This is a genomic window from Belnapia arida (assembly GCF_016773205.1).
Lineage (GTDB): Bacteria > Pseudomonadota > Alphaproteobacteria > Acetobacterales > Acetobacteraceae > Belnapia > Belnapia arida.
Genome location: NZ_JAETWB010000001.1, coordinates 1,102,151 through 1,124,790 on the forward strand (window position 1 = coordinate 1,102,151; position 22,640 = coordinate 1,124,790).

Sequence of the window (22,640 nt, forward strand, 5' to 3'; positions counted from 1 at the left end):
GCTGCGATGCGGCGAAAGATGCAACTGTTGCCGTGAAATGCCTGCCATGCACGCGCGAGATTGGCCTTTCGCCCCGCCCGTTTCACAGGGCAGGATCGCGGCGCAACGAAACCCGCCCTGCGAGGCCGCCATGCCGGATGCCATGACCGATCGTGACAGCCCCTTCTTGCCCGGCCCTCGCCTTGAGGTTACGGGCGCGGCGGAGGGGCCGCTTGCCGGCCTCGGCTTCGCGGTGAAGGACCTCTTCGACGTCGCCGGCAGCCCGACCGGCTACGGCAACCCGGACTGGGCCCGCACCCAGCCGCCCGCGGCGGCGACGGCGCCCGTCATCCAGGCGCTGCTGCAGGCCGGCGCCAGCCTCCGTGGCAAGACCAAGACGGTGGAGCTGGCCTATGGGCTGACCGGCGAGAATGTCTGGTACGGCACGCCGCTCAACCCGGCGGCGCCCGACCGTTTCCCCGGGGGCTCGTCCTGCGGCTCGGCTGCCGCGGTCGCCGCGGGCCTCGTCGAGTTCTCCATGGGGTCGGATACCGGTGGCTCGGTCCGCATCCCGGCCAGCTATTGCGGCGTCTTCGGCATCCGGCCGAGCTGGGGCGCCATCAGCCTTGCCGGCGCCCGCGCCCTCGGCCCGAGCTTCGACACGCCGGGCTGGTTCGCCGGGCGCGCCTCCATCCTCGCCCGCGTGGGCGCCGTGCTGCTGCCGGAGGACGGCGCTGGGCCCGGCCTCGGCCCGTTGCTGAAGGTGGATGACGCCTGGATCAACGCCATTCCGCCCGCCGTGGTGGCGCTGGCGGAGCCGATGCTGGCGCTCGAGCGGCTGCTCGGCCGGGCGCTCCGCGTCGATGTCGCGCCGGAGGGGCTCGATGCGCTCTACGAGCATTTCCGCTGTGCCCAGGCCGAGGAGGCCTGGGCCACGCTCGGTTCCTGGGTCGAGGAGACCCGGCCCGAATTCGGCCCGGGCGTGGCGGATCGCTTCGCCGCCGCCAAGGGCATGGACCCGGCCAGGGCGGCCGCCGGCCGCGCCTTCCGCCGCGGCTTCCAGGCGCGGATGCGGGCGCTGCTGGCCGGCGGCGCCGTCCTCGCCTATCCGACCTCGCCCGTGCCGGCGCCAAGGCTCGGCGCCAGCCAGGCGGAGCAGAACGCCATCCGCGAGCGGAGCATGGGCGTCACCGCCATCGCCGGCCTCGCCGGGCTGCCGGAGGTGAGCCTGCCCGTCGGCCGTGCCGAGGGCGCCCCGGTCGGCCTCTCCCTGGTCGCCGCCGCCGGGCGGGACCGGGCGTTGCTCGCGCTTGCCGAGCGCCTCGCCATGGAACTCGGCCTGCCCGTTTGAGTCGAATGCTTGTCCCGTCCGCCCCCGGCGGTTAGGACGGGGCCGCAACCGAATATCTCGTCAGGACAAGCTGCATGATCATCCGTGATGCCGGCCCAGACGACCTTCCGGCCATCACCGACATCTATGCCCATCACGTCCTGCACGGCGCCGGCACCTTCGAGGAGGTCCCGCCCGACGCGGCGGAGATGGCGCACCGCCTTGCCCAGGTGCAGGAGAGGGGCTGGGCTTGGCTGGTCGCCGAGGCCGAGGAGGGAGAAGGCAAGGGCATCATCGGCTTCGCCTATTATGCCCAGCTCCGCGACCGCTCCGCCTTCCGCCACGCCGCGGAGGACAGCATCTACGTCCGCAACGACGTCCGCGGCCAGGGTGTCGGCAAGGCGCTGGTGAAGGCGCTGCTGGACCGTGCCACCGAGGCCGGCTTCCGCCAGATGTTCGCGCTGATCGGCGACAGCGACAATGTGGGCTCCATCGGCTTGCATGTCTCGCTCGGCTTCCGTCAGGCGGGGGTGATGAAGGCGGCCGGGCTGAAATTCGGCCGCTGGGTGGACCTCGTCTTCATGCAGCGCGGCATCGGCATGGCCGACCGCGATGTTCCCGGCTGACATGTCAGCTTGATGGGCGCATCCTGCCTGCTCCCGCAAGGAGGTGGTGCCATGGCGGAACGCGGCAGCCCGGCGATCCGGGCCTTCTTCGATGCGGCGACCAATACGGTCAGCTACCTGGTGTGGGACGAGGCGAGCCGCGAGGGCGCCGTCATCGACCCGGTGCTCGACTGGGACAACCGCGCCGGCACCGCCGATACCGGAGGTGCCGATGCGATCCTTGCGGCGGCCGAGGCGGAGGGCCTCACCCTTCGCTGGGTGCTCGAGACGCATGTTCATGCCGACCACCTGACCGCCGCGCCCTACATCAAGGCCCGCACCGGCGCGCGGATCGGCATTGGCGAGCATATCCGCGACGTTCAGGCGATCTTCCGCCCGGTCTTCGATGCCGCCGACCTGGCGCCCGAGGGCGGCGATTTCGACCTCCTCTTCGCCGATGGCGAGCGCTTTGCCCTGGGGGGGCTGGAGGTCGAGGTGATCCATGTGCCCGGCCATACGCCGGCCTGCATCGCCTACCGCATCGGCGATGCGGCCTTCGTCGGCGACACCCTCTTCATGCCGGATTATGGCACGGCGCGCTGCGACTTCCCCGGCGGCGATGCGCGGACGCTCTGGCGCAGCATCCGCCGGCTGCTGGAGCTGCCGCCGGAGACGCGGATCTTCACCGCGCACGACTACAAGGCGCCGGGGCGGGATGAATTCGCCTGGGAGAGCACGGTCGCCGAGCAGCGGGCGCGCAACCCGCATGTGAAGGACGGCGTCACCGAGGAGGAGTTCGTCGCCATGCGGGAGGCGAAGGATGCGAAGCTGGCGCCGCCGGTGCTGCTGCTGCCCTCGATCCAGGTGAACATGCGGGCCGGGCGCTTCCCGCCGGCCGAGAGCAACGGCGTGCGCTACATGAAGATCCCGGTGGTGCTGCGGGGCGGCCTGAACGAGGAGCGGCGTTCCCCGTAACGCCGCTCCTCGTCCAGCGAATGGTTTGGACGGGTGATTCACGCCTCCCGCCGTTCCGACCTTCGGCGATCACGCGTCACACGGTCAGCAGGCGGCGGACGGCCTCGTCCTCGAGTTCCTCGACGGGGCCGCCGAGGGCGACCTCGCCGCGCACCATGACCGCGATGCGGTCGGCTAGGTCGCGGGCGAATTCGAAGTACTGCTCGACGAGGACGACGGCGAAATTCTTCTCCCGCGCGAGGAGACGGATGACGCGGGCGATGTCCTTGATGACGGAGGGCTGGATGCCCTCGGTCGGCTCGTCGAGGATGAGCAGGCGCGGGCGCGCCGTCAGGGCGCGGGCGATGGCGAGCTGCTGCTGCTGGCCGCCCGAGAGGTCGCCGCCGCGGCGCTTGAGGAACTGCTTCAGGATGGGGAAGAGGGCGTAGATCTCCTCCTCCGGGACCTTGCTGCCGCGCGGCGCGGCGGCGAGCGCCGTCTCGAGGTTCTCCTGCACGGTGAGGAAGGGGAAGATCTCGCGCCCTTGCGGGACGTAGCCGATGCCGGCGCGGGCGCGCTCGGCGGGGGCCATGCCGGCGATGTCGCGCCCTTCCCACAGGATGCGGCCGGACTGGATGCGCTCCAGCCCGACGATCGCCCGCATCAGCGAGGACTTGCCGACGCCGTTGCGGCCGAGCACGCAGGTGATGCGACCGGGATCGGCCTCCAGCGAGACGCTGCGGAGGCAGCGCGAGGCGCCGTAGGAGAGGTCGATGGTCTCGACGCGCAGCATGGTCTTCTTCCTTCGGAAGGGCGAGCCGATTCAGACCTTCGCGCCATGCGGCGCTGCGGTCATCGGCTCGCTCAGCGCCCCAGATAGACTTCGATGACCCGCGGGTCGTTCTGGACGTGGTCGATGCTGCCCTCGGAGAGCATCGAGCCCTCGCAGAGCACCGTGACCTTGCTGCCGAGGGCGCGGACGAACTCCAGGTCGTGCTCGACGACGACGACGCTGCGCCGGCCGGCGATGCGGACGAGGAGGGCCGCTGTATGCTCGGTCTCCTGGTCGGTCATGCCGGCGACGGGCTCGTCGACCAATAATAGCTCCGGGTCCTGCATCAGCAGCATGCCGATCTCGAGCCATTGCCGCTGGCCGTGGCTGAGGATCGCGGCGCGGTCATGGGCGCGGGCGGCGAGGCCGACTTCCTCCATCACCTGCTCGATGCGGCGGCGGGCCTCGCCGGACAGCACCCAGCGCAGGCAGGAGAAGGGGCCGCGCGGGGCCTTCAGCGCGAGTTCGAGGTTCTCGAAGACAGTGAGCGCGTCGAACATCGTCGGCTTCTGGAATTTCCGTCCGATGCCGAGGGTCGCGATGCTCGCCTCGTCGAGCTTCGTCAGGTCGTGCTCGCGGAAGCGGACGACGCCGGCGGTAGGGCGGGTCTTGCCGGTGATGACGTCCATCATCGTCGTCTTGCCGGCGCCGTTCGGGCCAATGATGGCCCGCAGCTCCCCGGCATCGACGATGAGGGAGAGGTTGTTGAGCGCGCGGAAGCCGTCGAAGACGACCGAGACGCCGTCGAGGTAGAGGACGGGCTCGGTCATTTCTGGGCCTTCGAGAACAGGCCGATCAGGCCACGGGGGAGGAAGAGCGTCACCGCGACGAAGAGGCCGCCGAGGGCGAAGAGCCAAAGGTCGGGCGCCACGGTCGTCAGCCAGGTCTTCAGCGCATTGACCGAGAAGGCGCCGAGCAGGGCGCCGACCAGCGTGCCGCGGCCGCCGACGGCGACCCAGATGACGGCCTCGATGCTGTTGCCGGGGCTGAACTCGCCGGGGTTGATGATGCCGACCTGGGGGACGTAGAGCGCGCCGGCCAGCCCCGCGATCATCGCCGAGAGGACGAAGACGAAGAGCTTGTGCTGCGTCACGTCATAGCCGAGGAAGCGCACGCGGCTCTCGGCGTCGCGGATGGCGACGAGGACGCGGCCGAGCTTCGACCGCGCCACCCAGGAGCAGAGCCAGAGCGCGCCGAGCAGCAGCAGCAGCGAGGCGTAGAACAATGCGCTGCGGGCGGTCGGCGTGTTCAGCGGCATGCCCAGCAGCTCCTTGAAGTCGGTGAAGCCGTTGTTGCCGCCGAAGCCCATGTCGTTGCGGAAGAAGGCGAGCATCAGCGCATAGGTCAGCGCCTGGGTGATGATCGAGAGGTAGACGCCGGTGATGCGGCTGCGGAAGGCGAGGTAGCCGACGACGCCCGCCAGCAGCCCCGGCACGACGACGGCCATCAGGATGGCGAAGGGGAAGTGGTCGAAGCCGAGCCAGTACCAGGGCAGTTCCTGGTAGCCGAGGAAGACCATGAAATCCGGCAGGACCGGGTGGCCGTAGACGCCGCGCGGGCCGATCAGCCGCATCAGGTGCATGCCGATCGCGTAGCCGCCGAGGGCGAAGAAGGCGCCATGGCCGAGCGAGAGGATGCCGGCATAGCCCCAGGCCAGGTCGATGGCGAGCGCCAGGATCGCATAGGTGATCCACTTGCCGGTGACGCTGACGATGAAGTCGGAGACGTGCAGCGCGCTGTCGGCCGGCAGGCGGTTCAGCGCCGGCAGCATGGCGAGGACCAGCACGGCGCCGACCAGCACCAGCCGCAGCGTCATCCGCCCGAAGCCGCCTGGGGCGGGTGCGGCGAGGGATGCGCTCATGATTCCGCGGCCCTGCCCTTGAGTGCGAAGAGGCCCCGCGGCCGGCGCTGGATGAACAGCATGATGGCGACGAGGACGAAGACCTTGGCGAGCACCGCGCCCGCATAGGGCTCCAGCACCTTGTTGACGACGCCGAGGGTCAGCGCGCCGACCAGCGTGCCGGCGAGCGAGCCGACGCCGCCGAAGACGACGACCATGAAGCTGTCGATGATGTAGCCGGTGCCGAGATTGGGCGAGACGTTGTCGATCTGGCTCAGCGCCACGCCCGCCATGCCAGCGATCCCCGAGCCGAAGGCAAAGGTCAACGCATCGACGCGGCCGGTGCGGATGCCCATGGTGGCGGCGATGCGGCGGTTCTGCACGACGGCGCGCATCTCGAGGCCGAAGCGGGTAAAGCGGATGGCGGCGATCACCAGCAGCAGCACGGCGATGCCGAAGACGATGATCCAAAGCCGGTTCTGCGTCACCGCGATGCCGCCGGGGAGCATCAGCGTGCCCTGCATCCAGGCGGGGGAGGTGACCTCGCGGTTCTGCGCGCCGAAGATCGTCCGCACGCCCTGCTGGAGGATCATGCCGACGCCGAAGGTCATCAGCAGCGTCTCGAGCGGGCGGCCGTAGAGGTGGCGGATCAGCCCGCGCTCCAGCACGGCACCGGCGGCGGCGGCGACGAGGAAGGCGGCGGGGACGGAGAGGGGCAGGGACCAGGGGGCGAGCCAGGGGATGCCGCGGCAGGCCTCCTGCACCACGAAGGTCGCATAGGCGCCGAGCATGACGAACTCGCCATGCGCCATGTTGATGACGCCCATGACGCCGAAGGTCACCGCTAGGCCGAGCGCGGCGAGCAGCAGCACGGAGCCGAGCGAGAGGCCCTGGAACAGCGTCTCCGCCGCGCGGCGGATGGAGAGCGAACGCTCGATGCTGGCGATGGAGACGTCGATGGCGGTGACGAGCGAGGGGTTGGCGGCGCGGGCCTCGATCAGCAGGGCGCGCGCCTCGACCGTGCCGGCGGCGCCGAGGCGGGCGATGGCGTCGCGCTTGGCCTCCTCGTTGGGGGCGACGAGCTGGGCGGCGGCCAGCGCCAGCACCATCCTCGCCTTCACGCCGGCATCCGGCTCGCGGGCGATGGCGGCCTGCAGGATCGGCACGTCCTCGGCGCTGCGGCTGCGGAAGATGGCCTCGGCGGCGGCGCCGCGCTCGGCCGCGTCGGGCGAGACCAGTTGTAGCCGGCCGAGGGCGCCGCGCAGCGCCTGGCGGACGCGGTTGTTGAGGCGGACCGCCTCGGCGCCCGCGCCATCGGCCGGCTGGCCGGTCGCGGCATCGGTGTTGCCGGGCAGCAGCAGGCGGCCATCGGCCGTCTTCTGCAATTGGCCGGCCTGCAGGGCGCGGAGGACGGGCAGTCCGCGTGGGTCGCCGAGGGCGCCGAGCTGCTCGACGGAGGCGGCGATGTCGCCGAAGCCGCCGGCGAGGCCGGGGAGCGCGGCGGTGAAGGCGTCCTGCGCCCTGGCCGGCAGCGCCAGCCACAGCAGCAGCCCCAGGGCCAGGGATAGGTTCTTCATGGGTACTTTCAGCTAGGGGCGGCGCCGGAGACCCCCGGCGCCGCCGTCACGCTCAGCGGCGCCGGTTGGCGTTCTCGGGGATGAAGGGAGACCAGTTCTCGGCCTTCACCGCGTTCGGCGTCTTCCAGACGATGTTGAACTGGCCGTCGGCCTGCACCTCGCCGATCAGCACCGGCTTCGAGAGGTGATGGTTCGGCAGCATCTCCTCCTCGTAGCCGCAGGGCGCCATGAGCTTCTGGCCGATCATCGCCGCGCGCACGTCGTCGACCTTGGTGGACTTGGCCTTCTCGACGGCCTGGGTCCACATGCGGAAGCCGGTGTAGGTGGCCTCCATCGGGTCGTTCGTCACGCGCTTCGGGTTCTTGATGTAGCCCTGCCAGAGCTTGAGGAATTCCTCGTTCGGCGCGCCCTTGATCGACATGAAGTAGTTCCAGGCCGCGAGGTGGCCGACCAGCGGCTTGGTGTCGATGCCCGCCAGCTCCTCCTCGCCGACCGAGAAGGCGACGCAGGGGATGTCCTCGGCCTTGATGCCCTGGTTGCCGAGCTCGCGGTAGAAGGGGACGTTGGCGTCGCCGTTGATGGTGGAGACGATCGCCGTCTTCTTGCCCTCGGAGGCGAAGCGCTTCACCCGGGCGACGATGCCCTGCCAGTCGCTGTGCCCGAAGGGGGTGTATTCCTCCATAATGTCGGCGTCGCCGATGCCCTTCGACTTCAGGAAGCCGCGCAGGATGCGGTTGGTGGTGCGCGGATAGACGTAGTCGGTGCCGAGGAGGGCGATGCGCTTCGCCTCGCCGCCGTCCTTCGACATCAGGTACTCGACGGCCGGGATCGCCTGCTGGTTCGGCGCGGCGCCGGTGTAGAAGATGTTCTTGCTCTCCTCCTCGCCCTCGTACTGGACGGGGTAGAAGAGCATGCCGTTCAGCTCCTCGAAGACCGGCAGGACTGACTTGCGCGAGACCGAGGTCCAGCAGCCGAAGGTCACGTCCACCTTGTGGACCTGGAGCAGCTCGCGCGCCTTCTCGGCGAAGAGCGGCCAGTTGGAGGCCGGGTCGACCACCACCGCCTCGACCTTGCGGCCCATAACGCCGCCCTTCGCGTTCACCCAATCGACCATCATCAGCACGGTGTCGCGCAGCGCCGTCTCGCTGATCGCCATGGTGCCGGAGAGGGAGTGCAGCACGCCGACCTTGATGGGCGCGCCCTGGCCGAAGGCGGGCCGCAGCGCGGGCATGGCAAGGGCGGCGCCGAGGCCGCCGAGCGCCGCGCGCCGGGTGAGGGTGGGGGAGGTCGGGGTCACCGGTTCTTCCTTCCTTGTTCAGACCTTGGCCTTCAATCCTGAGGGTTGCGGTCCCTCGGGCCTGTGCAGCCTTGGCGGTGAGCAGCCGCATCACCCCGCGGAGCTGGGTGCCGGGTTGCGCCCAAGCCATTGCGAGATGCGTGCCAGACGGAAGCGGCCGGGATCACGGCCCTGCGAGCCGGATTTGCCTCAAAAACACGCAGGTGGATGGAATTTCATCGCATCCTGGGCGCCGAAGGGGCAGCGGATCGAGCGGGGCGGTTCACCAGCCAGAGGCCGAGCACCACCAGCGCCAGCGCCGCGCCGAACAGGTGGCCGAGCGGCTCGCCGAGCAGCACCGCCCCGGCCAGCACGCCGAAGATCGGCGTCAGCACGCTGAAGGCGGCGAGGCGCGAGGCGGAGTATTGCGACACCAGCCAGAACCAGAGCGCGTAGCTCGCACCCGCAATGACTGCCCCCTGGTAGATCAGGGCGCCGATAACGAGCGGGCGGGGCTCGACATGCCATACCTCGCCCATCAGCGGCGAGGCGATCAGCAGCAGTGGAGCCGAGACGGCGAGCTGGTAGAGCAGCACCGTCATCGCCGGCGCGCGGCGCAGGGCCGAGGCCTTCACCAGCACCGTCGTCGCGCCCCAAAGCGCGCCCGCCAGCAGGCAGAGCATGTCGCCGAGCAGGGCCCGCTCGCCGGCCGGGGCGAAGAGGCCTTCGAAGAAGGCAAGCATGAGGCCGCCGAAGGCCACCAGCAGGCCGATGGCCTTGGCCCGTGTCAGCCGGTCGTCTGGAATCAGCCAATGGGCGCCGAGCGCCACGAAGAAGGGCGCGCCGTAGAGGAATACGACGGCGCGCGAGGCCGTGGTCAGTCCGACGCCGACATAAAGGGCGATGAATTCCACGGCGAAGAGCAGACCGGCCAGCACGCCCGGCCCGAGCGTGCCGTCGCGGCGCCAGAGGCCGAAGCCGATGCTCCGCCAGCGGCACCAGGCAATGAGGAGGAGGGCGGCGATGGAAGAGCGCAGACCTGCCTGCAGCACCGGCGGGATGCCCTGGTTGCCCAGCTTCATCGCCACGAGGTTCAGCCCCCATACCAGGCAGAGCAGCAACATCAGGCCCAAGGCCCTTGGCGGAAGCGCGCCGCCGCGCATCGGATCAGGCATGGGTCGAGGCTGCGGCCCGCGCATCGCCGCGTCCAGCCCGCTTGCCGCGGCGGGACGGGCTGCCTAGGCTCCGCCCATGCTCAAAGCCGCCATCATCCCCGTCACCCCCTTCCAGCAGAACTGCGCCCTGCTCTGGGATGAGGCCAGCCTGCGCGGCAGCGTCATCGACCCGGGCGGGGAGGTGGAGCGCATCCTCGGCGCCATCAGCGAGCTGAAGCTCTCCATCGAGAGCATCCTGCTGACCCATGGCCATATGGACCATGCCGGCGGCGCGGCGGAGCTGAAGGAGGCACTGCCCGGCACGCCGCCCGTCATCGGCCCCGACCGGCGCGACGCCTTCCTGCTCGAGGGGCTGGAGGAGCAGGGGTCGAAGTACGGCTTAGCGGCACGCAACCTAGTGCCCGACCAGTGGCTGGCCGAGGGTGATACGGTTGCCATCGGCGGCGAGGAGTTCGGCGTGCTGCATTGCCCGGGGCATACGCCCGGCCATGTCGTCTTTGTCCAGACGAGGTTGCGCGTCGCCGTGGTGGGCGACGTGCTGTTCCGCGGCTCGGTCGGCCGCACGGACTTTCCCTATGGCGACCAGGAAGCCCTGCTCACCGCCATCCACGGGAAGCTGCTGCCGCTCGGCGACGACATCGCCTTCCTCTGCGGCCATGGCCCGGGTTCGAGCTTCGGCCAGGAGCGGCGGAGCAACCCCTTCCTCAGGAGCTGAGGTTCATCGCGGGTGCCGGCCCTCGCGGAATTCCTCGATCATCTTGCGACTGAAGGCCGGGATGTCGTCCGGCTTGCGCGAGGTGACGAGGCCGCGGTCGGTAACCACCTCCGAATCCTCCCAATGCGCCCCGGCATTGGTGAGATCCGCCTTGAGCGAGGGCCAGCTCGTCATCCGCCGTCCCTCCACGCCGCCGGCATCGATCAGCGTCCAGGGTCCGTGGCAGATGGCGGCTATCGGCTTGCCGCTCTGGACGAAGTGCCGGATGAACTCGATCGCCTTCGGCTGCAGCCGCAGCTCGTCCGGATTGACCACGCCGCCCGGCAGCAGCAGCGCGTCGTAGCGGCCCGGGTCCGCCCCCTCGAGCGGCTGGTCGACCGGGATCGGATCGGCCTTGTCGTGGTGGTTCCAGCCTTGCAGGCTGCCCACTTTCGGCGAGACGACGTGCACGGTGGCGCCGGCCGCCTTCAACGCCTTCACCGGCTCCGTCAGCTCCACCTGCTCGACGCCATCCGTCGCCAGCACGGCGACGCTGCGGCCGTTCAGTTCATTCGCCATGTCGCGGCCCCTCTCAACGAACCGGGTTCTGCTTGACCATCGCCGTCATGACCTCGGCGATGTTGTGGAATTCCTGCTCCGCACCGCGCCGTCAGGCCTGCCGCACCAGATCCCGCTTTCGCGCAGGGATGTGCAGCCCCTTCAGTTGGTGGGTGATGTTGACGGGGGACTGACCGCCGAGGCCTCGCGTCATGCCGTGTCTCCTTGGCCTGTTTGGCTTGCCCGCTGAACGAGGTGCGCGGCCTCGGGTTGCCCCGCCCGCGCTCGCTTGACGGGCCGGTCCGCGAGGCGAATGCTCCCGGCAACGATAAGTACGGGGAAACGCCATGCTCAACCGACGCGGGTTGCTCGCGGCCGCCGGCGCCGCATTGACCTCTGCGGCCCGCGCCCAGCCGGCTTGGCCCGACCGCCCGATCCGCCTGCTGGTTGGCTTTCCTGCCGGCGGCCCGACCGACTTCGCCGCCCGCCTGCTGCAGGAGCCCTTGCAGGCGCTCTGGGGCCAGCCCATGGTGGTCGAGAACCGCCCTGGCGCCTCGCAGAACATCGCCGTCGAGGCACTGACGAAATCACCGCCCGATGGCTACACGCTGCTGCTCTGCACCAGCAACCTGACCACCAATCCCGCCGTCTTCGCCCGGCTGCCCTTCGACACGCTGCGCGACGTCACCCCGATCGTCGTGATCTATTCCTCGCCGACGGTGCTCTTCACCGGCGCCGACCAGCCCTACCGCACCGTGCAGGACGTGATCGAGGCGGCGCGGCGGCAACCGGGGCTGGCCGCGGCCACGTCGGGCGTCGCCACGTCGGGCCACTTCGCCACGGAGATGTTCATGCGCGCGGCGAAGGTCGAGCTGACGCATGTGCCCTATCGCGGTGCCGTGCCGGCGATGCAGGACGTGATGGGCGGCCGCGTGCCGATCACCTTCTCGACGCTCTCCGGCGCCATGGGCCTCGCCCGCGACGGCAAGCTCCGCCCGATCGCCGTTGCCGCCCCGCGCCGCGCCCGCGCCTTCCCCGATGTGCCGACGATGGCGGAGCAGGGCGTCGCAATCCGCGACACCTCGCCCTGGTACAGCTTCGCCGGGCCGGCCGGCCTGCCCGAGGCGCTCGTCGCCCGGATTGCCGCGGATGTGCAGGGGCTGCTGCGCCGCCCGGAGATCATCGCCCGCATCGAGGAGGCGGGCGGCGTGGTGGAAGGCGAGGGGCCGGCCGAGTTCCGCAAGCGCATCCCGCGTGAAATCGCGGTGAATGCCGAAGTCGCCAAGCTCGCCAACATCCATATCGAATAGGCTCAGGCCGCCTTCCGCGGCAGATCCCGCATGAACCGGTCGAGCTGATCCAGCTGGTCCGGCCTGGCGGTGAAGCGGAGGCGCGCTGCCCCGTCGCCGGAGACAACCTCGGCCGGCAGTTCGAGCCTCGCCGCGGTCAGGCGCAGCATTACCGCGGTGCCGGCGGCGAAGGAGGCCGCCCCCGGGCTGAGGCGGCATCCGCCGCGCGACAGGTCGACCAGCGTGACGCTTACCGGACGGGCGCCCGGTTGTGCGGTGAGGATCTCCGCCGGCAGGGTCACCGCCAGCCGCTCATGCTCGCGCCGCTCCACCTCCGGCGCCGCCTCCCGAACGATGCGCGTCAATATGCGGCTCAGGTGCTCCATTCCCGCCTGCGCCTCCTCTGCCGCACCGCGCACGGAGGCCGAGCTTCCCGCCGCCGCATCGGCCCGGCCGGAGACCAGGGAGATGCGCTGGCTCACCGACCCCGTCGCAACCGAGGCGACCTCGACGGCGCGGGCGATCTCCCGCGTCGCCGCAGTCTGCTGCTCCATGGCGGCGGCGATGGCGGCGGCGGCCTGATCGACTTCGGCGACGGCGCCGGCCATCTCGCGCACCACCGTCACCGCATTGTCGGTCGCGCTGGAGACTTCCTGTACCTGGCGGCTGATCTCCTCGGTCGCCTTGGCGGTCTGCGCGGCCAGGCTCTTCACCTCATTGGCGACGACGGCGAAGCCCTTGCCGGCCTCGCCGGCCCGCGCCGCCTCGATCGTCGCGTTCAGCGCGAGCAGGTTGGTCTGCCCGGCGATGCCGGCGATCAGCCGCGCGACATTGCCGATGCGCCCAACCTCCTCGGCAAGGGTGGCGATGCGGCGCCGGCCTTCGTTCCCATGCTCGGTCGCTCGCCGGGTCGCGCCGGTGGCGCCGGTGATCTGCTGCGCGATTTCCTGGATCGAGGCGCCGAGCTGGTCCGTCGCCGCAGCCACGGTCTGCACGTTCTGCTGCGCTTCCCCGGTGGCGAGGGTCACGGCCTGGCTGTCTTCTGCCAGGGCGCCGACGGTATCGGCCATCGCCACGGCATCGGCGATCACGCGCCCCATGGTGGCGGTGAGGCTGGTGACCGCCTGGAAGCTCTCCGTCTCGACCCGTTCGGCCATGGCGCGGAGCGAGAGCTTGCGCGTCTCGAAGGCGGCTTCGGTAAAGGTTTCGAGCAGCAATTCGCTGTGCATCCAGACGGCGCGCGAAAGGCTTGCCTGCAGCCTCGCCTTCTCGACCTGGCTGCGGCTCGGCCAGCGCCCCAAGGGTGCAGCCAGGCCGAGTGCCTCGGAGACCGCCTGCAGGATGGAGGCGGCGCAGAAGGAAACGCCGAAGATGGGAAGCCCGTGCTCATGCAGCACGCGGCCGAGGAGGTGGGCGGAGGCGACGAAGTCCTCGTCCAACTGCCCGCCAATGAGGCGCTGCCAGTGGGCGACGCGGGCCGCATGGACCGCCGGTTGCCGCAGCACTTCGGTGATCTTGGGCCAGTCCGGCAGGTCCGTCGCCCGGTCCTTGATCAGCCCCGGCAGGCGCGTCGCGGCGAATTCGCGGAGGTCGGCCAGGGCTCTGAGGTCAGCAGGCGCGACATGGAAGGCAAGCAGACGTTGCTGCAGCGACTGGTCGGACTTGGACAAGGCGGCTAATCCCGGGGCGTTGCCGACCGCCGATTGCGGCCAAGGCGAACCCTAAGGCCACGAAGCCTAAGAAATCTTAAAGGCGGCCGATATGCAGCCCGCCATCGACATGAAAGGCATCGCCCGTGGAGAAGGGGATGGCGCCTGAGAGCAGCCCGGTGATCGCCCGCGCCACGTCCCCGGCCTGGCCCCAGCGGCGGATCGGCGAGAGGCCGTCGGCGATGCGCTGCGTGTAGCGTTCGGCGACGGCCTCGGTCATCGCCGTGCGGATGACGCCGGGACGTACTTCGTAGACGGGGATGCCGTCCTCGGCGAGGCGGAGCGCGAAGCAGCGCGCCACCATGGAGAGCGCCGCCTTGCTCGCGCTGTAGTCCGCCCGGTCGGGGCTGGCGAGCGACGCATTGGCCGAGGTGACGAAGACGATGCCGCGCGGCCCGCGCCGCGGCGAATCCGGCGCCACCATGCGCCGGGCCAGGGCCTGGGTGAGGAAGAAGGGGGCGCGGGTGTTGACCGCCAGCGCCCGGTCCCAGCTCTCCGGCGCGAGGTCGAGGAGGTCGCCGCGGACCAGCGTGCCGACGCCGGCATTGTTCACCACCGCCTCGATGCCGCCGCCGATCTCCCAGGCGAGGTCGGCGATCTTCGCCACCGCCGCCGGGTCGGACAGGTCGCAGAAGCGGAAGTCGAAGTCGCCGCCGGCGACGACCACGGCATGGCCGGTCTCCCGCGCCCCTTCCAGCTCCTTGTCGATGGCGATGATGTCGTAGCCGGCGGCGGCGAGGGCGATGCAGGTGGCCGCTCCCATGCCGCGCCGCGCGCCCGTCACCAATGCCACCGGCTTCGTCCCGCTCGCCATGGCTTTCCTCCGCCCGATGCTTGGGGCGAGGATGCGTGAGGCGGATGGACAGCGGAAGGGGTGCAGCATGCCGATCACCGGTCGGGCCCGGCTCTTCGCCATCATCGGCGACCCGGTGGGGGTGGTGCGCTCGCCGGAGTGGTGGAATGCGGCCTTCGGGCGGGCGGGGCTGGATGCCGTCTTGCTGCCGGTGGACGTCGCCGGTGGCGACCTGGCCGTGGCCTGGCGCGGGCTGACGCGCATCCGCAACCTCGACGGGATCGTGCTCACCATGCCGCACAAGCAGGCGGTGGTGCCGCTGCTCGACGGGCTGGGGCCGACGGCGCGGCTCGCAGGTGCGGTGAACACGGTGCGGCGGCGGGCGGATGGCGGCTGGGAGGGCGAGATGTTCGACGGCGAGGGCTTCGTCGCCGGGCTGCGGGCGGCAGGGCACGAGCCTGCGGGGATGCGGGCCTTGCAGGTCGGCTGCGGCGGGGCGGGGCGGGCGATCGCCTTCGCCCTGGCGCGGGCGGGGGTGGCCTCGCTCGCGCTCTCCGACACGGCGCCGGGGCGGGCCGAGGCGCTGGCCGGGGCGGTCGGCGGGGCCTTTCCGAACTGTGCGGTGGCGACGGGGCTGGCCGATCCGGCGGGGCATGACCTCATTGTGAATGCGACGCCGCTCGGGCTGCGGCCGGGCGACGCGCTGCCTCTGAAGCAGGGGCGGTTCTCGCCCGGCCAGGTGGTGGCCGACGTGATTCTGAACCCGGAGCGCACGCCGCTGCTGGACGCGGCGGCCGCGGCGGGGTGTGATACGGTCTCCGGCCGCGCGATGTTCGAAGGCCAGGCAAGACTGGCCGCGGCCTATCTGGGGCTGGCGGGCCTGGGAGGGTAACGGTGCCGAGCTACGGCCAATTCCGCCCGATCGATTGCGACCTGCACCCGATGGTGCCGGGCATGGCGGCGCTCACGCCCTACATGGACGAGTTCTGGCGCGACCAGGTGGTGGAGCGGGGAATCACCACCCTTGATACCCAATCCTGGCCGGTGCGCTCGCCGAAGACCGTCCGGACCGACTGGCGCGGGGCGGATGGGCGCGGGGCGGCGACGGTCGGGCAGCTCCGGGCGCAGTCGCTGGACCGGCTGGGGACGGCGATGGGCATCCTGAACCCGCTCTATGGCGTGCAGCTGGTCTTCAACGAGGACATGGCGGCCGCCTTCACCCGGGCGCTGAACGACTGGACGCGGGCGGAATGGCTCGACCAGGACCAGCGGCTGCGGGCCTCCATCGTGCTGCCCTTGCAAAGCGTGGAGGCCGCGGTCGCGGAGATCGAGCGGCTGGCGCCCGACCGGCGCTTCGTTCAGGTGCTGGCGCTGGTGATGGGGGAGGTGCCGCTCGGGCGGCGGCAGTATTGGCCCATCTTCGAGGCCTGCGTGCGGCATGGGCTGCCGCTTGGCATCCATGCCGGCAGTGCCTACCGGCATCCGCAGACCTCGGTCGGCTGGACGAGCTGGTATCTCGAGGAGTACGCGGCCAACCAGCAGGCCTTCCAGAGCACGCTGGCGAGCCTCATCACCGAAGGGGTCTTCACCAAATTCCCCGGGTTGCGGGTGGTGCTGCTGGAATCGGGGGTCTCCTGGCTGCCGGGCTTCCTCTGGCGGCTGCAGAAGACCTGGAAGGGCGTGCGCTTCGAGGTGCCCTGGGTCGACCGGCTGCCGGCGGAGATCGTGCGGGACCAGGTGCGGCTGACCGTCCAGCCTCTGGACGCGCCGGAGGACGGGGCCATCGTGCAGCGGGTGATGGACCAGTTGCGCTCCGATGCGTTGCTGCTTTGGGCCTCGGACTGGCCGCACTGGCAATTCGACGGGGATGACGCCATGCCGGCGGGCATCCCCGAGAGCCTCTGGCCGAAACTCATGCGGGACAACCCGCTCGCCACCTATCAGCGCCTCAGCGAAGGAGTCGTGGCATGAACGTGATCCAGCCGATTGCTGCCCCAGGGAAGCCGGCCGCGGCGACGCTGGGGATTGTCGATGTCGATATCCACCCGAGGGCGGACAATATCGAGGCGTTCCGGCCGTTCCTGAGCGAGCGGTGGTGGGAGCATCTGCAGACCTGGGGGATGCGGGCGCGGCACGGCTTCACCGCCGGGCAGCCGCCCTTCCCGAAGGCGCAGCCCCTGGCCTCGCGGCGGGATGCCTGGCCGCCGACGGGGGGGACGCCGGCCTCGGACCTCGATTTCCTGCGGTTCCAGCTGCTCGACAATTACGGGATCGATTACGGCGTGCTGAACCCGCTGCAGCCGAGCGGGCAGGGGGACCGGAACAACGGCTTCTCGGCCGCCATGGCGCATGCGGTGAATGAATGGCAGCTGGAGGCCTGGCTGCGGAAGGAACCGAGGCTCAGGGGCAGCGTCGTGGTGCCCTACGAGGACCCGCAAGCCTCGGCGGCGGAAATCAGGAAGCGGGCGGGCGACCCGAATTTCTGCCAGGTGCTGATGATGAGCCGCACGGGGGAGCCGGCCGGCAACCCGCGCTACTGGCCGATCTACGAGGCGGCGGTGGAGGCGGGGCTGCCGGTCGCCTTCCACGCCTTCGGCTACAGCGGCTGGGCGATGACCAATGGCGGCTGGCCCTCCTTCTATATCGAGGAGGTGAGCGAGCACGCGACCTCCTGCCAGAACCAGGTGATCTCCCTTGTCACCGAAGGGGTGTTCGAGCGCTTCCCGGGGCTGAAGGTGGTGCTGATCGAGTGCGGGTTCGGCTGGCTGCCCTCGGTCGGGTGGCGGCTCGACAAGCACTGGCGGCACCTGAAAAGCGAGGTGCCGCATCTGAAGCGGGCGCCCTCCGAGTACATCCGCGAGCATATCTGGGTCTCGACCCAGCCGATGGAGGAGCCGGAGCGGGGGCAGCATATCCTCGACATCTGCGAATGGGTGGGGTGGGACCGCATCCTGTTTGCCAGCGACTATCCGCACTGGGACTTCGACGACCCGCGCGCGGCGATCCCCGGCGTGATCCCGGCCGAGCGGCGGCGGGCGATCTATGGGGGGAATGCGCGGGCGCTCTACGGGTTCTGACCATGGCGCGGATCGTGGTGGCGCCGGTCGGCGAGATCCCGGCCGGCGGGCGGAAGCTGGTGGAGGCGGAGGGGAAGCGGATCGTCGTCTTCAACCTCGGCGGCGAGTTCTATGCGCTGAGCGACCGCTGCCCGCATCAGGGGGGAAGCCTCTGCGCGGGGCTGGTCTCGGGGCATGTCGAGAGCAGCGAGCCAGGCGTCTACCGCTATGCGCGGCGGGGCGAGATGGTGCGGTGCCCGTGGCACTACTGGGAATTCGACATCCGGACGGGGAAGTCCTGGTTCGACCCGAAGCGGGTGCAGGTGCGGCAATTCCCGGCGCAGGTGACGAGCGGGGCGGCGCTGGTGGAGGGACCTTATGTGGCGGAGACCTTCGCCGTCAGGGTCGAGGACGAGTACGTCGTCGTCGAGGCATGATGACGTCCTGCCTCAATTTCCTCAAGCGGTTGAGGCAGGCCATGGGTCTTGTTGCTGATATCAATGGCTTGGCCCGAAAATTGAGACTTTGAGGGATTGAAGCGCGACCCTGTCAAAGGAAGTTGAAGCCGCTGCGGCCGGATTGGCGGGAAAACAGGTACGGTGCGGGAGTCCTTCGGGTTACCGGTAGGCAAGGCCCATGCAGAAGAATGGGCTTTCGGAGGGAACCCGAATGAGTATCCGATTTGGCGGCGCCGGTGCCGACAGCCTGCCAGGCACGGTGGGCTGGGACCTGCTCGTGGGGGCCGGCGGTGCCGACAGCCTGGACGGGCTGGCGGGGAGTGACACGGTCTTCGGCGGCGGCGGCAATGACAGCATCTTCGGCGGGGCGGGCGACGACCTCGTCTCGGGCGGCGCCGGCGACGATACGGTGGTCGGCGATGCTTCGGGCGGCGGGCCGGCCCCGGTCGAGTCCGGCGGTACGCCGGGCCGTAACCTGCTCCTCGGCGGCGGCGGCAACGATTTCGTCCGCGGCGGCTATGGCGAGGACACCGCCTTCGGGGGCGCGGGGAACGACACCATCATCGGCTGGGGCTTCGGGCCGCCAAGCCCGTCGGGCGCCGAGGCCTATGAGCAATACGATGCTGCCGACCTGCTGCATGGCGGTCGCGGGTGCGACAGCATCCTGGGCGGCGGCGGGAACGACACCATCACCGGCGGCGCCGGGGATGACACGCTGCAGGGCGGGTCCGACCTCGACCGCCTGACCGGCGGGGACGGCGCCGACCGCTTCGTCTTCGACCGGGAAGGCACTCCGGGGAGGATCCTCGACAGCGGCGTGGGCTCGGGCAACCGGGACGTCGTCACCGACTTCCGTCAGGCCGACCAGGATGTGCTCGACCTGGCCGGCTACCGCAGCGGCTTCCTGCCCCAGGGCACGCCGCCGCCGATCTTCATCGGCACCGAGGCTTTCCGGGTCACGCCGGAGGACGGCGCCCGGTTGCAGGTGCGCTACGAGGTGGAGGGCGACAGGACGATCGTGCAGGTCTACAGCGAGTTCAACCTGCCGCCGCCGGACTACGAACCGCAGCCGGTGCCGCGGGTGACGGTGGAGATCGAGTTGCTGGGCGTGCAGGGGCTCAGCGCCGACGATGTGTTCCTCGGCTGAACGGGCGGAGAGGCGCTGATCGTTCCCGTATAGCAACTTCGGGCTGATTCTGCAAGGAGAACCGGCCGGTCGCGTGGCGCGTTCGGCCTCCATGCGAATCGGATGGTGCTGCAAATGGGTGCCGCCGGCCGGGGATGACCGGCTGGCGGCCTCGATGAACCTCAGGGATACGACGGTCGCGGCGCTCAGCCGGCTCGGGCCGGCGGAGGCGACGGCGAAGCTGCTCGGCCTCGTCGAGGGGAACATGCTGGCGCTGGCCGCGCAGGTGGAGGAGGCGGCGGCCGCGCCGCCGCTGGAGCGGTGCCTGCGTATCATCTCGAGCGTGCTGCCGGTCTACACGCATCCGGTCGCCCGGCCGCGCTATGCGGAGCCTGCGCTGCGGGAGGGGGTGGAGCGGGGGCTGGTGGCGATCGGCAGGCGGGCGCGGGCGGCGGGGGTGAGGCTGTCGATGCATCCGGGGCAGTACTGCGTGCTGTCCACCGAGAATCCGCGGGCGCTGGCCAACAGCGTCGAGGAACTCGACTACCATACCGAGGTGATGGCGATGCTCGGCCTCTCGGGCGGATGGCACCGGGAGGGGGCGCATATCAACATCCATGGCGGGGCGCGGGCGCCGGGGGTGGAGGGGTTCCGGCGGGGCTTCGCGCTGCTGTCGGAGGAGACGCAGGGGCTGCTGACGGTCGAGAACGACGAGATCGCCTATGGTCTCGACGACCTGCTGCCGCTCGCCGAGACGCTGCCGATCGTGCTCGACCTGCATCATCACTGGTGCCAGTCGCGGGGCGAGCACATCGCCCCGGACGATCCGCGGATCGCGTTGGTCCGGGAGAGCTGGCTGGGGGTGCGGCCCATGGGGCATCTCAGCGCGCCGCGGGAAGGGTTGCTGCCGGGTGGGATGGACCCGGATGCGCTGCCGGATTTCGGGGCGCTGGTGGCGGCCGGGGTGCCGGCGCGGGAGCTCCGGGCGCATTCGGAGCGGATGTGGAACCGGGCGATCAACGGCTGGGCGGTCGGGCACCTGGCCTGGACCGACCTTGAGGTGGAGGCGAAGGGGAAGAACCTCGCCAGCCATGACCTGGCGGAGGCCGCCGTTCAGGGGAGGGTGGCTTCGCTCGCGGCGAGCCTGTAGAAGGCGGCCCGAACCCCTCTCCTGGACCTCGCCGCAGACCATGGCCACCGTTCTCCTCGTCATCCACCTCTTCGTCACCCTGGCCCTGATCGGGGTGGTGCTGCTGCAGCGCAGCGAGGGGGGCGGGCTCGGGATCGGCTCCTCGCAGGGGATGGGATCCTTCATGAGCGGGCGGGGGACGGCCAACCTGCTGACGCGGACGACGGCGGTCCTTGGGACGGCCTTCTTCGTGTTGTCGCTGGCGCTGGCGCTGATCGGGCGGGGGACGGGGCTGCGGGGGTCAATCCTCGATGCGGCGCCGACGCCGCCGGCGGTGACGGCCCCGGCCGTGCCTGCCGCTCCGGCGGCGCCGGGCGTGCCGACGAACTGATCGCTCGGCCGGCCGGCGATTGCGGTCGCCTCCCGCTGGCCAAACTCAAGCTGCCCAATGGCCTTTCGGCCTCCGGCGGCGAGGGTTCGGGGAGGGCAGCGCCCGTCCTGGCCCGTTTCGATGCGTTACAAGGCGCGTCACCGCATGGCTGCCCTCTCGGCCGATGATGTGATCGCGGGTAGCGGAGCGCGCCGGAGCCGATTATGAGGGGCGCCCATGGCGCGGTTCGTATTCATCACCGGCGGCGTGGTCTCCTCCCTCGGCAAGGGCATCGCAGCGGCATCCCTGGGTGCCCTGTTGCAGGCGCGCGGATACAAGATCCGTCTGCGCAAGCTCGATCCCTATCTGAACGTGGATCCGGGGACCATGTCGCCCTATCAGCATGGGGAGGTCTTCGTCACCGATGACGGTGCGGAGACGGACCTCGATCTCGGTCACTATGAGCGCTTCACCGGCGTGCATGCGACCAAGGCCGACAACTGGACGACGGGGCGGATCTACTCCGACGTCATCGCCGCGGAGCGGCGGGGGGACTATCTGGGCGGCACCGTCCAGGTGATCCCGCACATCACCGACAAGATCAAGGAAGTGGTCCAGGCCGAGACCGACGGCTACGACTTCATCCTGGTCGAGGTGGGCGGGACGGTCGGCGACATCGAGTCGCTGCCCTTCCTTGAGGCGCTCAGGCAGCTCGCCAACGAGCTGGGGCCGACGCGGAGCCTCTTCGTCCACCTCACCTTGTTGCCGTACATCCCCTCGGCGGGCGAGCTGAAGACCAAGCCGACGCAGCACAGCGTGAAGGAGCTGCTGGGCCTCGGGATCCAGCCGCAGGTGCTGCTCTGCCGCTGCGACCGGCCGATCCCCGAGAACGAGCGGCGGAAGATCGCGCTGTTCTGCAACGTGCGGCCGGAGAGCGTGATCCCGGCGCTGGATGCGAGCACCATTTACGACGTGCCGATCCAGTACCATGCGGAGGGCATGGACCAGGAGGTGCTGCGGCATTTCGGCCTCTCGGCCTATGGCGAGCCAGACATGCGCCGCTGGGACCGGATCGTCCATTCCATCAAGCAGCCCGAGGGCGAGGTGACGATCGCCGTCGTCGGCAAGTACACCAACCTGCTCGACAGCTATAAGTCGCTGATGGAAGCGCTGACCCATGGCGGGATCGCGCACAACGTGAAGGTCAACCTCGACTGGGTCGACTCCGGCGTGTTCGACGAGCGGCGCGGTGAGGAGGCGGTGAAGCGGCTGGAGGGGGCGAGCGGCATCCTCGTCCCGGGCGGCTTCGGCGAGCGGGGGACGCCGGGGAAGATCGAGGCGGTGCGCTTCGCCCGCGAGCGGAAGATCCCCTTCTTCGGCATCTGCTTCGGGATGCAGATGGCGGTGATCGAGGCGGCGCGCAATCTCGTCGGGCTGAAGGGGGCGTCGTCGACCGAATTCGGGCCCTGCGAGCATCCGGTGGTCGGCCTGATGACCGAATGGCTGCGGGGGAATGCGCTGGAGCGGCGGAATGCCGCGGGCGACCTCGGCGGGACGATGCGGCTCGGTGCCTATGCGGCGAAGCTCTCCGACGGGTCGCTGGTGCGCGAGGTCTATGGCGGGGCGGCGACGATCGAGGAGCGGCATCGGCATCGCTTCGAGGTCAACGTCAACTACAAGGACCAGCTCGAGGAGGCGGGGCTGCGCTTCTCCGGCATGTCGCCGGACGGGGAGCTGCCGGAGATCGTCGAGTATCCGGACCATCCGTGGTTCATCGGGGTGCAGTTCCACCCGGAGCTGCTGTCGAAGCCGTTTGCGCCGCATCCGCTGTTCCGCGGGTTCATCGGGGCGGCGGTGAAGCAGGCAAGGTTGGTCTAGGCGCGTCCATCT

At 70.2% G+C, this 22,640-nt stretch carries 22 protein-coding genes; 13 read left to right on the top strand and 9 right to left on the bottom strand.

Features of this window, described 5'->3' with window-relative positions; genetic code table 11:
* Positions 1-142 precede the first annotated feature (142 nt).
* The 3 genes from JMJ56_RS05375 to JMJ56_RS05385 all read left to right on the top strand — a co-directional run bounded on the left by JMJ56_RS05375 (position 143) and on the right by JMJ56_RS05385 (position 2,889).
* Positions 143-1,330: an amidase gene (locus JMJ56_RS05375; protein ID WP_236037415.1), complete on the top strand. Its 1,188-nt coding sequence runs from the start codon at positions 143-145 to the stop codon at positions 1,328-1,330.
* 74 nt (positions 1,331-1,404) lie between these two features.
* The gene (locus JMJ56_RS05380; protein ID WP_202830543.1) at positions 1,405-1,935 is read left to right on the top strand and encodes a GNAT family N-acetyltransferase; all 531 of its coding nucleotides are present in this window, start codon (positions 1,405-1,407) and stop codon (positions 1,933-1,935) included.
* Between the two features lie 51 nt (positions 1,936-1,986).
* Positions 1,987-2,889, top strand: coding sequence for an MBL fold metallo-hydrolase (locus JMJ56_RS05385; RefSeq protein WP_202830544.1), 903 nt, complete (start codon positions 1,987-1,989; stop codon positions 2,887-2,889).
* Between the two features lie 76 nt (positions 2,890-2,965).
* Here the strand turns inward: JMJ56_RS05385 and urtE are convergent, their stop codons facing one another.
* The 6 genes from urtE to JMJ56_RS05415 all read right to left on the bottom strand — a co-directional run bounded on the left by urtE (position 2,966) and on the right by JMJ56_RS05415 (position 9,568).
* Entirely contained in the window at positions 2,966-3,661 is a 696-nt protein-coding gene (urtE, locus tag JMJ56_RS05390; protein ID WP_202830545.1) for an urea ABC transporter ATP-binding subunit UrtE, read from the bottom strand.
* 71 nt (positions 3,662-3,732) lie between these two features.
* Positions 3,733-4,470 (bottom strand): urea ABC transporter ATP-binding protein UrtD, encoded by a 738-nt coding sequence (gene urtD, locus JMJ56_RS05395; protein WP_202830546.1) that lies wholly within the window; start codon positions 4,468-4,470, stop codon positions 3,733-3,735.
* Entirely contained in the window at positions 4,467-5,516 is a 1,050-nt protein-coding gene (gene urtC, locus JMJ56_RS05400; RefSeq protein WP_456318781.1) for an urea ABC transporter permease subunit UrtC, read from the bottom strand. The genes urtD and urtC overlap by 4 nt, the downstream gene beginning before the upstream one ends.
* A 41-nt stretch (positions 5,517-5,557) precedes the next feature.
* A complete protein-coding gene (urtB, locus tag JMJ56_RS05405) occupies positions 5,558-7,117 on the bottom strand; it encodes an urea ABC transporter permease subunit UrtB (RefSeq protein WP_202830548.1) in 1,560 nt (519 codons plus the stop codon).
* Positions 7,118-7,169: 52 nt separating this feature from the next.
* Complete coding sequence (gene urtA / locus JMJ56_RS05410) at positions 7,170-8,414, bottom strand: urea ABC transporter substrate-binding protein (RefSeq protein WP_202830549.1); 1,245 nt, start codon at positions 8,412-8,414, stop codon at positions 7,170-7,172.
* 215 nt (positions 8,415-8,629) lie between these two features.
* Positions 8,630-9,568, bottom strand: a complete 939-nt coding sequence (locus JMJ56_RS05415; RefSeq protein WP_236037416.1) for a DMT family transporter — start codon at positions 9,566-9,568, stop codon at positions 8,630-8,632.
* A gap of 76 nt (positions 9,569-9,644) precedes the next feature.
* On the opposite strand from JMJ56_RS05415, the gene JMJ56_RS05420 reads away from it, so the two are divergent.
* Positions 9,645-10,283: an MBL fold metallo-hydrolase gene (locus JMJ56_RS05420; RefSeq protein WP_202830550.1), complete on the top strand. Its 639-nt coding sequence runs from the start codon at positions 9,645-9,647 to the stop codon at positions 10,281-10,283.
* A gap of 3 nt (positions 10,284-10,286) precedes the next feature.
* Here the strand turns inward: JMJ56_RS05420 and JMJ56_RS05425 are convergent, their stop codons facing one another.
* Positions 10,287-10,841: a type 1 glutamine amidotransferase domain-containing protein gene (locus JMJ56_RS05425; protein ID WP_202830551.1), complete on the bottom strand. Its 555-nt coding sequence runs from the start codon at positions 10,839-10,841 to the stop codon at positions 10,287-10,289.
* 326 nt (positions 10,842-11,167) lie between these two features.
* On the opposite strand from JMJ56_RS05425, the gene JMJ56_RS05430 reads away from it, so the two are divergent.
* Positions 11,168-12,130, top strand: coding sequence for a tripartite tricarboxylate transporter substrate binding protein (locus JMJ56_RS05430; RefSeq protein ID WP_202830552.1), 963 nt, complete (start codon positions 11,168-11,170; stop codon positions 12,128-12,130).
* 2 nt (positions 12,131-12,132) lie between these two features.
* Here JMJ56_RS05430 and JMJ56_RS05435 read toward each other — a convergent pair whose 3' ends face one another.
* Positions 12,133-13,779 (bottom strand): methyl-accepting chemotaxis protein, encoded by a 1,647-nt coding sequence (locus tag JMJ56_RS05435; RefSeq protein ID WP_202830553.1) that lies wholly within the window; start codon positions 13,777-13,779, stop codon positions 12,133-12,135.
* Between the two features lie 76 nt (positions 13,780-13,855).
* Positions 13,856-14,632: a 3-ketoacyl-ACP reductase gene (locus JMJ56_RS05440; RefSeq protein WP_202830554.1), complete on the bottom strand. Its 777-nt coding sequence runs from the start codon at positions 14,630-14,632 to the stop codon at positions 13,856-13,858.
* Here JMJ56_RS05440 and JMJ56_RS05445 point away from each other — a divergent pair.
* The 8 genes from JMJ56_RS05445 (at position 14,580) to JMJ56_RS05480 (ending at position 22,628) form a co-directional block, all read left to right on the top strand.
* Positions 14,580-15,503 (top strand): shikimate dehydrogenase family protein, encoded by a 924-nt coding sequence (locus JMJ56_RS05445; protein ID WP_202830555.1) that lies wholly within the window; start codon positions 14,580-14,582, stop codon positions 15,501-15,503. The genes JMJ56_RS05440 and JMJ56_RS05445 overlap by 53 nt on opposite strands.
* Before the next feature lie 2 nt (positions 15,504-15,505).
* A complete protein-coding gene (locus JMJ56_RS05450; RefSeq protein ID WP_202830556.1) occupies positions 15,506-16,582 on the top strand; it encodes an amidohydrolase family protein in 1,077 nt (358 codons plus the stop codon).
* Positions 16,579-17,688, top strand: a complete 1,110-nt coding sequence (locus JMJ56_RS05455) for an amidohydrolase family protein (protein ID WP_202830557.1) — start codon at positions 16,579-16,581, stop codon at positions 17,686-17,688. Before JMJ56_RS05450 ends, JMJ56_RS05455 begins: the two co-directional genes overlap by 4 nt.
* A gap of 2 nt (positions 17,689-17,690) precedes the next feature.
* Entirely contained in the window at positions 17,691-18,104 is a 414-nt protein-coding gene (locus JMJ56_RS05460; RefSeq protein ID WP_043340769.1) for a Rieske (2Fe-2S) protein, read from the top strand.
* A gap of 232 nt (positions 18,105-18,336) precedes the next feature.
* On the top strand, positions 18,337-19,272 hold the full coding sequence (locus JMJ56_RS05465; RefSeq protein WP_202830558.1) for a calcium-binding protein: 936 nt from the start codon (positions 18,337-18,339) through the stop codon (positions 19,270-19,272).
* Between the two features lie 154 nt (positions 19,273-19,426).
* Entirely contained in the window at positions 19,427-20,401 is a 975-nt protein-coding gene (locus tag JMJ56_RS05470) for an apurinic/apyrimidinic endonuclease family protein (protein ID WP_236037417.1), read from the top strand.
* Positions 20,402-20,441: 40 nt separating this feature from the next.
* Positions 20,442-20,771 carry a preprotein translocase subunit SecG gene (gene secG, locus JMJ56_RS05475; RefSeq protein WP_202830560.1) on the top strand — a complete coding sequence of 110 codons (330 nt, stop codon included), beginning with the start codon at positions 20,442-20,444 and terminating at the stop codon, positions 20,769-20,771.
* Positions 20,772-20,987: 216 nt separating this feature from the next.
* On the top strand, positions 20,988-22,628 hold the full coding sequence (locus JMJ56_RS05480) for a CTP synthase (protein ID WP_043363810.1): 1,641 nt from the start codon (positions 20,988-20,990) through the stop codon (positions 22,626-22,628).
* Positions 22,629-22,640 lie beyond the last annotated feature (12 nt).

Bases quoted from the DNA above. Each gene is read 5' to 3' on its own strand.
- urtC (WP_456318781.1), bottom strand. From the start codon at position 5,516: ATGACGCTGCGGCTGGTGCTGGTCGGCGCCGTGCTGGTCCTCGCCATG.
- JMJ56_RS05440 (WP_202830554.1), bottom strand. From the start codon at position 14,632: ATGGCGAGCGGGACGAAGCCGGTGGCATTGGTGACGGGCGCGCGGCGC.
- JMJ56_RS05380 (WP_202830543.1), top strand. From the start codon at position 1,405: ATGATCATCCGTGATGCCGGCCCAGACGACCTTCCGGCCATCACCGAC.
- JMJ56_RS05465 (WP_202830558.1), top strand. From the start codon at position 18,337: ATGAGTATCCGATTTGGCGGCGCCGGTGCCGACAGCCTGCCAGGCACG.
- JMJ56_RS05470 (WP_236037417.1), top strand. From the start codon at position 19,427: ATGAACCTCAGGGATACGACGGTCGCGGCGCTCAGCCGGCTCGGGCCG.
- JMJ56_RS05375 (WP_236037415.1), top strand. From the start codon at position 143: ATGACCGATCGTGACAGCCCCTTCTTGCCCGGCCCTCGCCTTGAGGTT.
- JMJ56_RS05385 (WP_202830544.1), top strand. From the start codon at position 1,987: ATGGCGGAACGCGGCAGCCCGGCGATCCGGGCCTTCTTCGATGCGGCG.
- JMJ56_RS05460 (WP_043340769.1), top strand. From the start codon at position 17,691: ATGGCGCGGATCGTGGTGGCGCCGGTCGGCGAGATCCCGGCCGGCGGG.
- JMJ56_RS05480 (WP_043363810.1), top strand. From the start codon at position 20,988: ATGGCGCGGTTCGTATTCATCACCGGCGGCGTGGTCTCCTCCCTCGGC.
- JMJ56_RS05430 (WP_202830552.1), top strand. From the start codon at position 11,168: ATGCTCAACCGACGCGGGTTGCTCGCGGCCGCCGGCGCCGCATTGACC.
- JMJ56_RS05420 (WP_202830550.1), top strand. From the start codon at position 9,645: ATGCTCAAAGCCGCCATCATCCCCGTCACCCCCTTCCAGCAGAACTGC.
- urtB (WP_202830548.1), bottom strand. From the start codon at position 7,117: ATGAAGAACCTATCCCTGGCCCTGGGGCTGCTGCTGTGGCTGGCGCTG.
- JMJ56_RS05445 (WP_202830555.1), top strand. From the start codon at position 14,580: ATGCCGCGCCGCGCGCCCGTCACCAATGCCACCGGCTTCGTCCCGCTC.
- JMJ56_RS05455 (WP_202830557.1), top strand. From the start codon at position 16,579: ATGAACGTGATCCAGCCGATTGCTGCCCCAGGGAAGCCGGCCGCGGCG.
- urtE (WP_202830545.1), bottom strand. From the start codon at position 3,661: ATGCTGCGCGTCGAGACCATCGACCTCTCCTACGGCGCCTCGCGCTGC.
- urtD (WP_202830546.1), bottom strand. From the start codon at position 4,470: ATGACCGAGCCCGTCCTCTACCTCGACGGCGTCTCGGTCGTCTTCGAC.
- secG (WP_202830560.1), top strand. From the start codon at position 20,442: ATGGCCACCGTTCTCCTCGTCATCCACCTCTTCGTCACCCTGGCCCTG.
- JMJ56_RS05415 (WP_236037416.1), bottom strand. From the start codon at position 9,568: ATGCCTGATCCGATGCGCGGCGGCGCGCTTCCGCCAAGGGCCTTGGGC.
- JMJ56_RS05425 (WP_202830551.1), bottom strand. From the start codon at position 10,841: ATGGCGAATGAACTGAACGGCCGCAGCGTCGCCGTGCTGGCGACGGAT.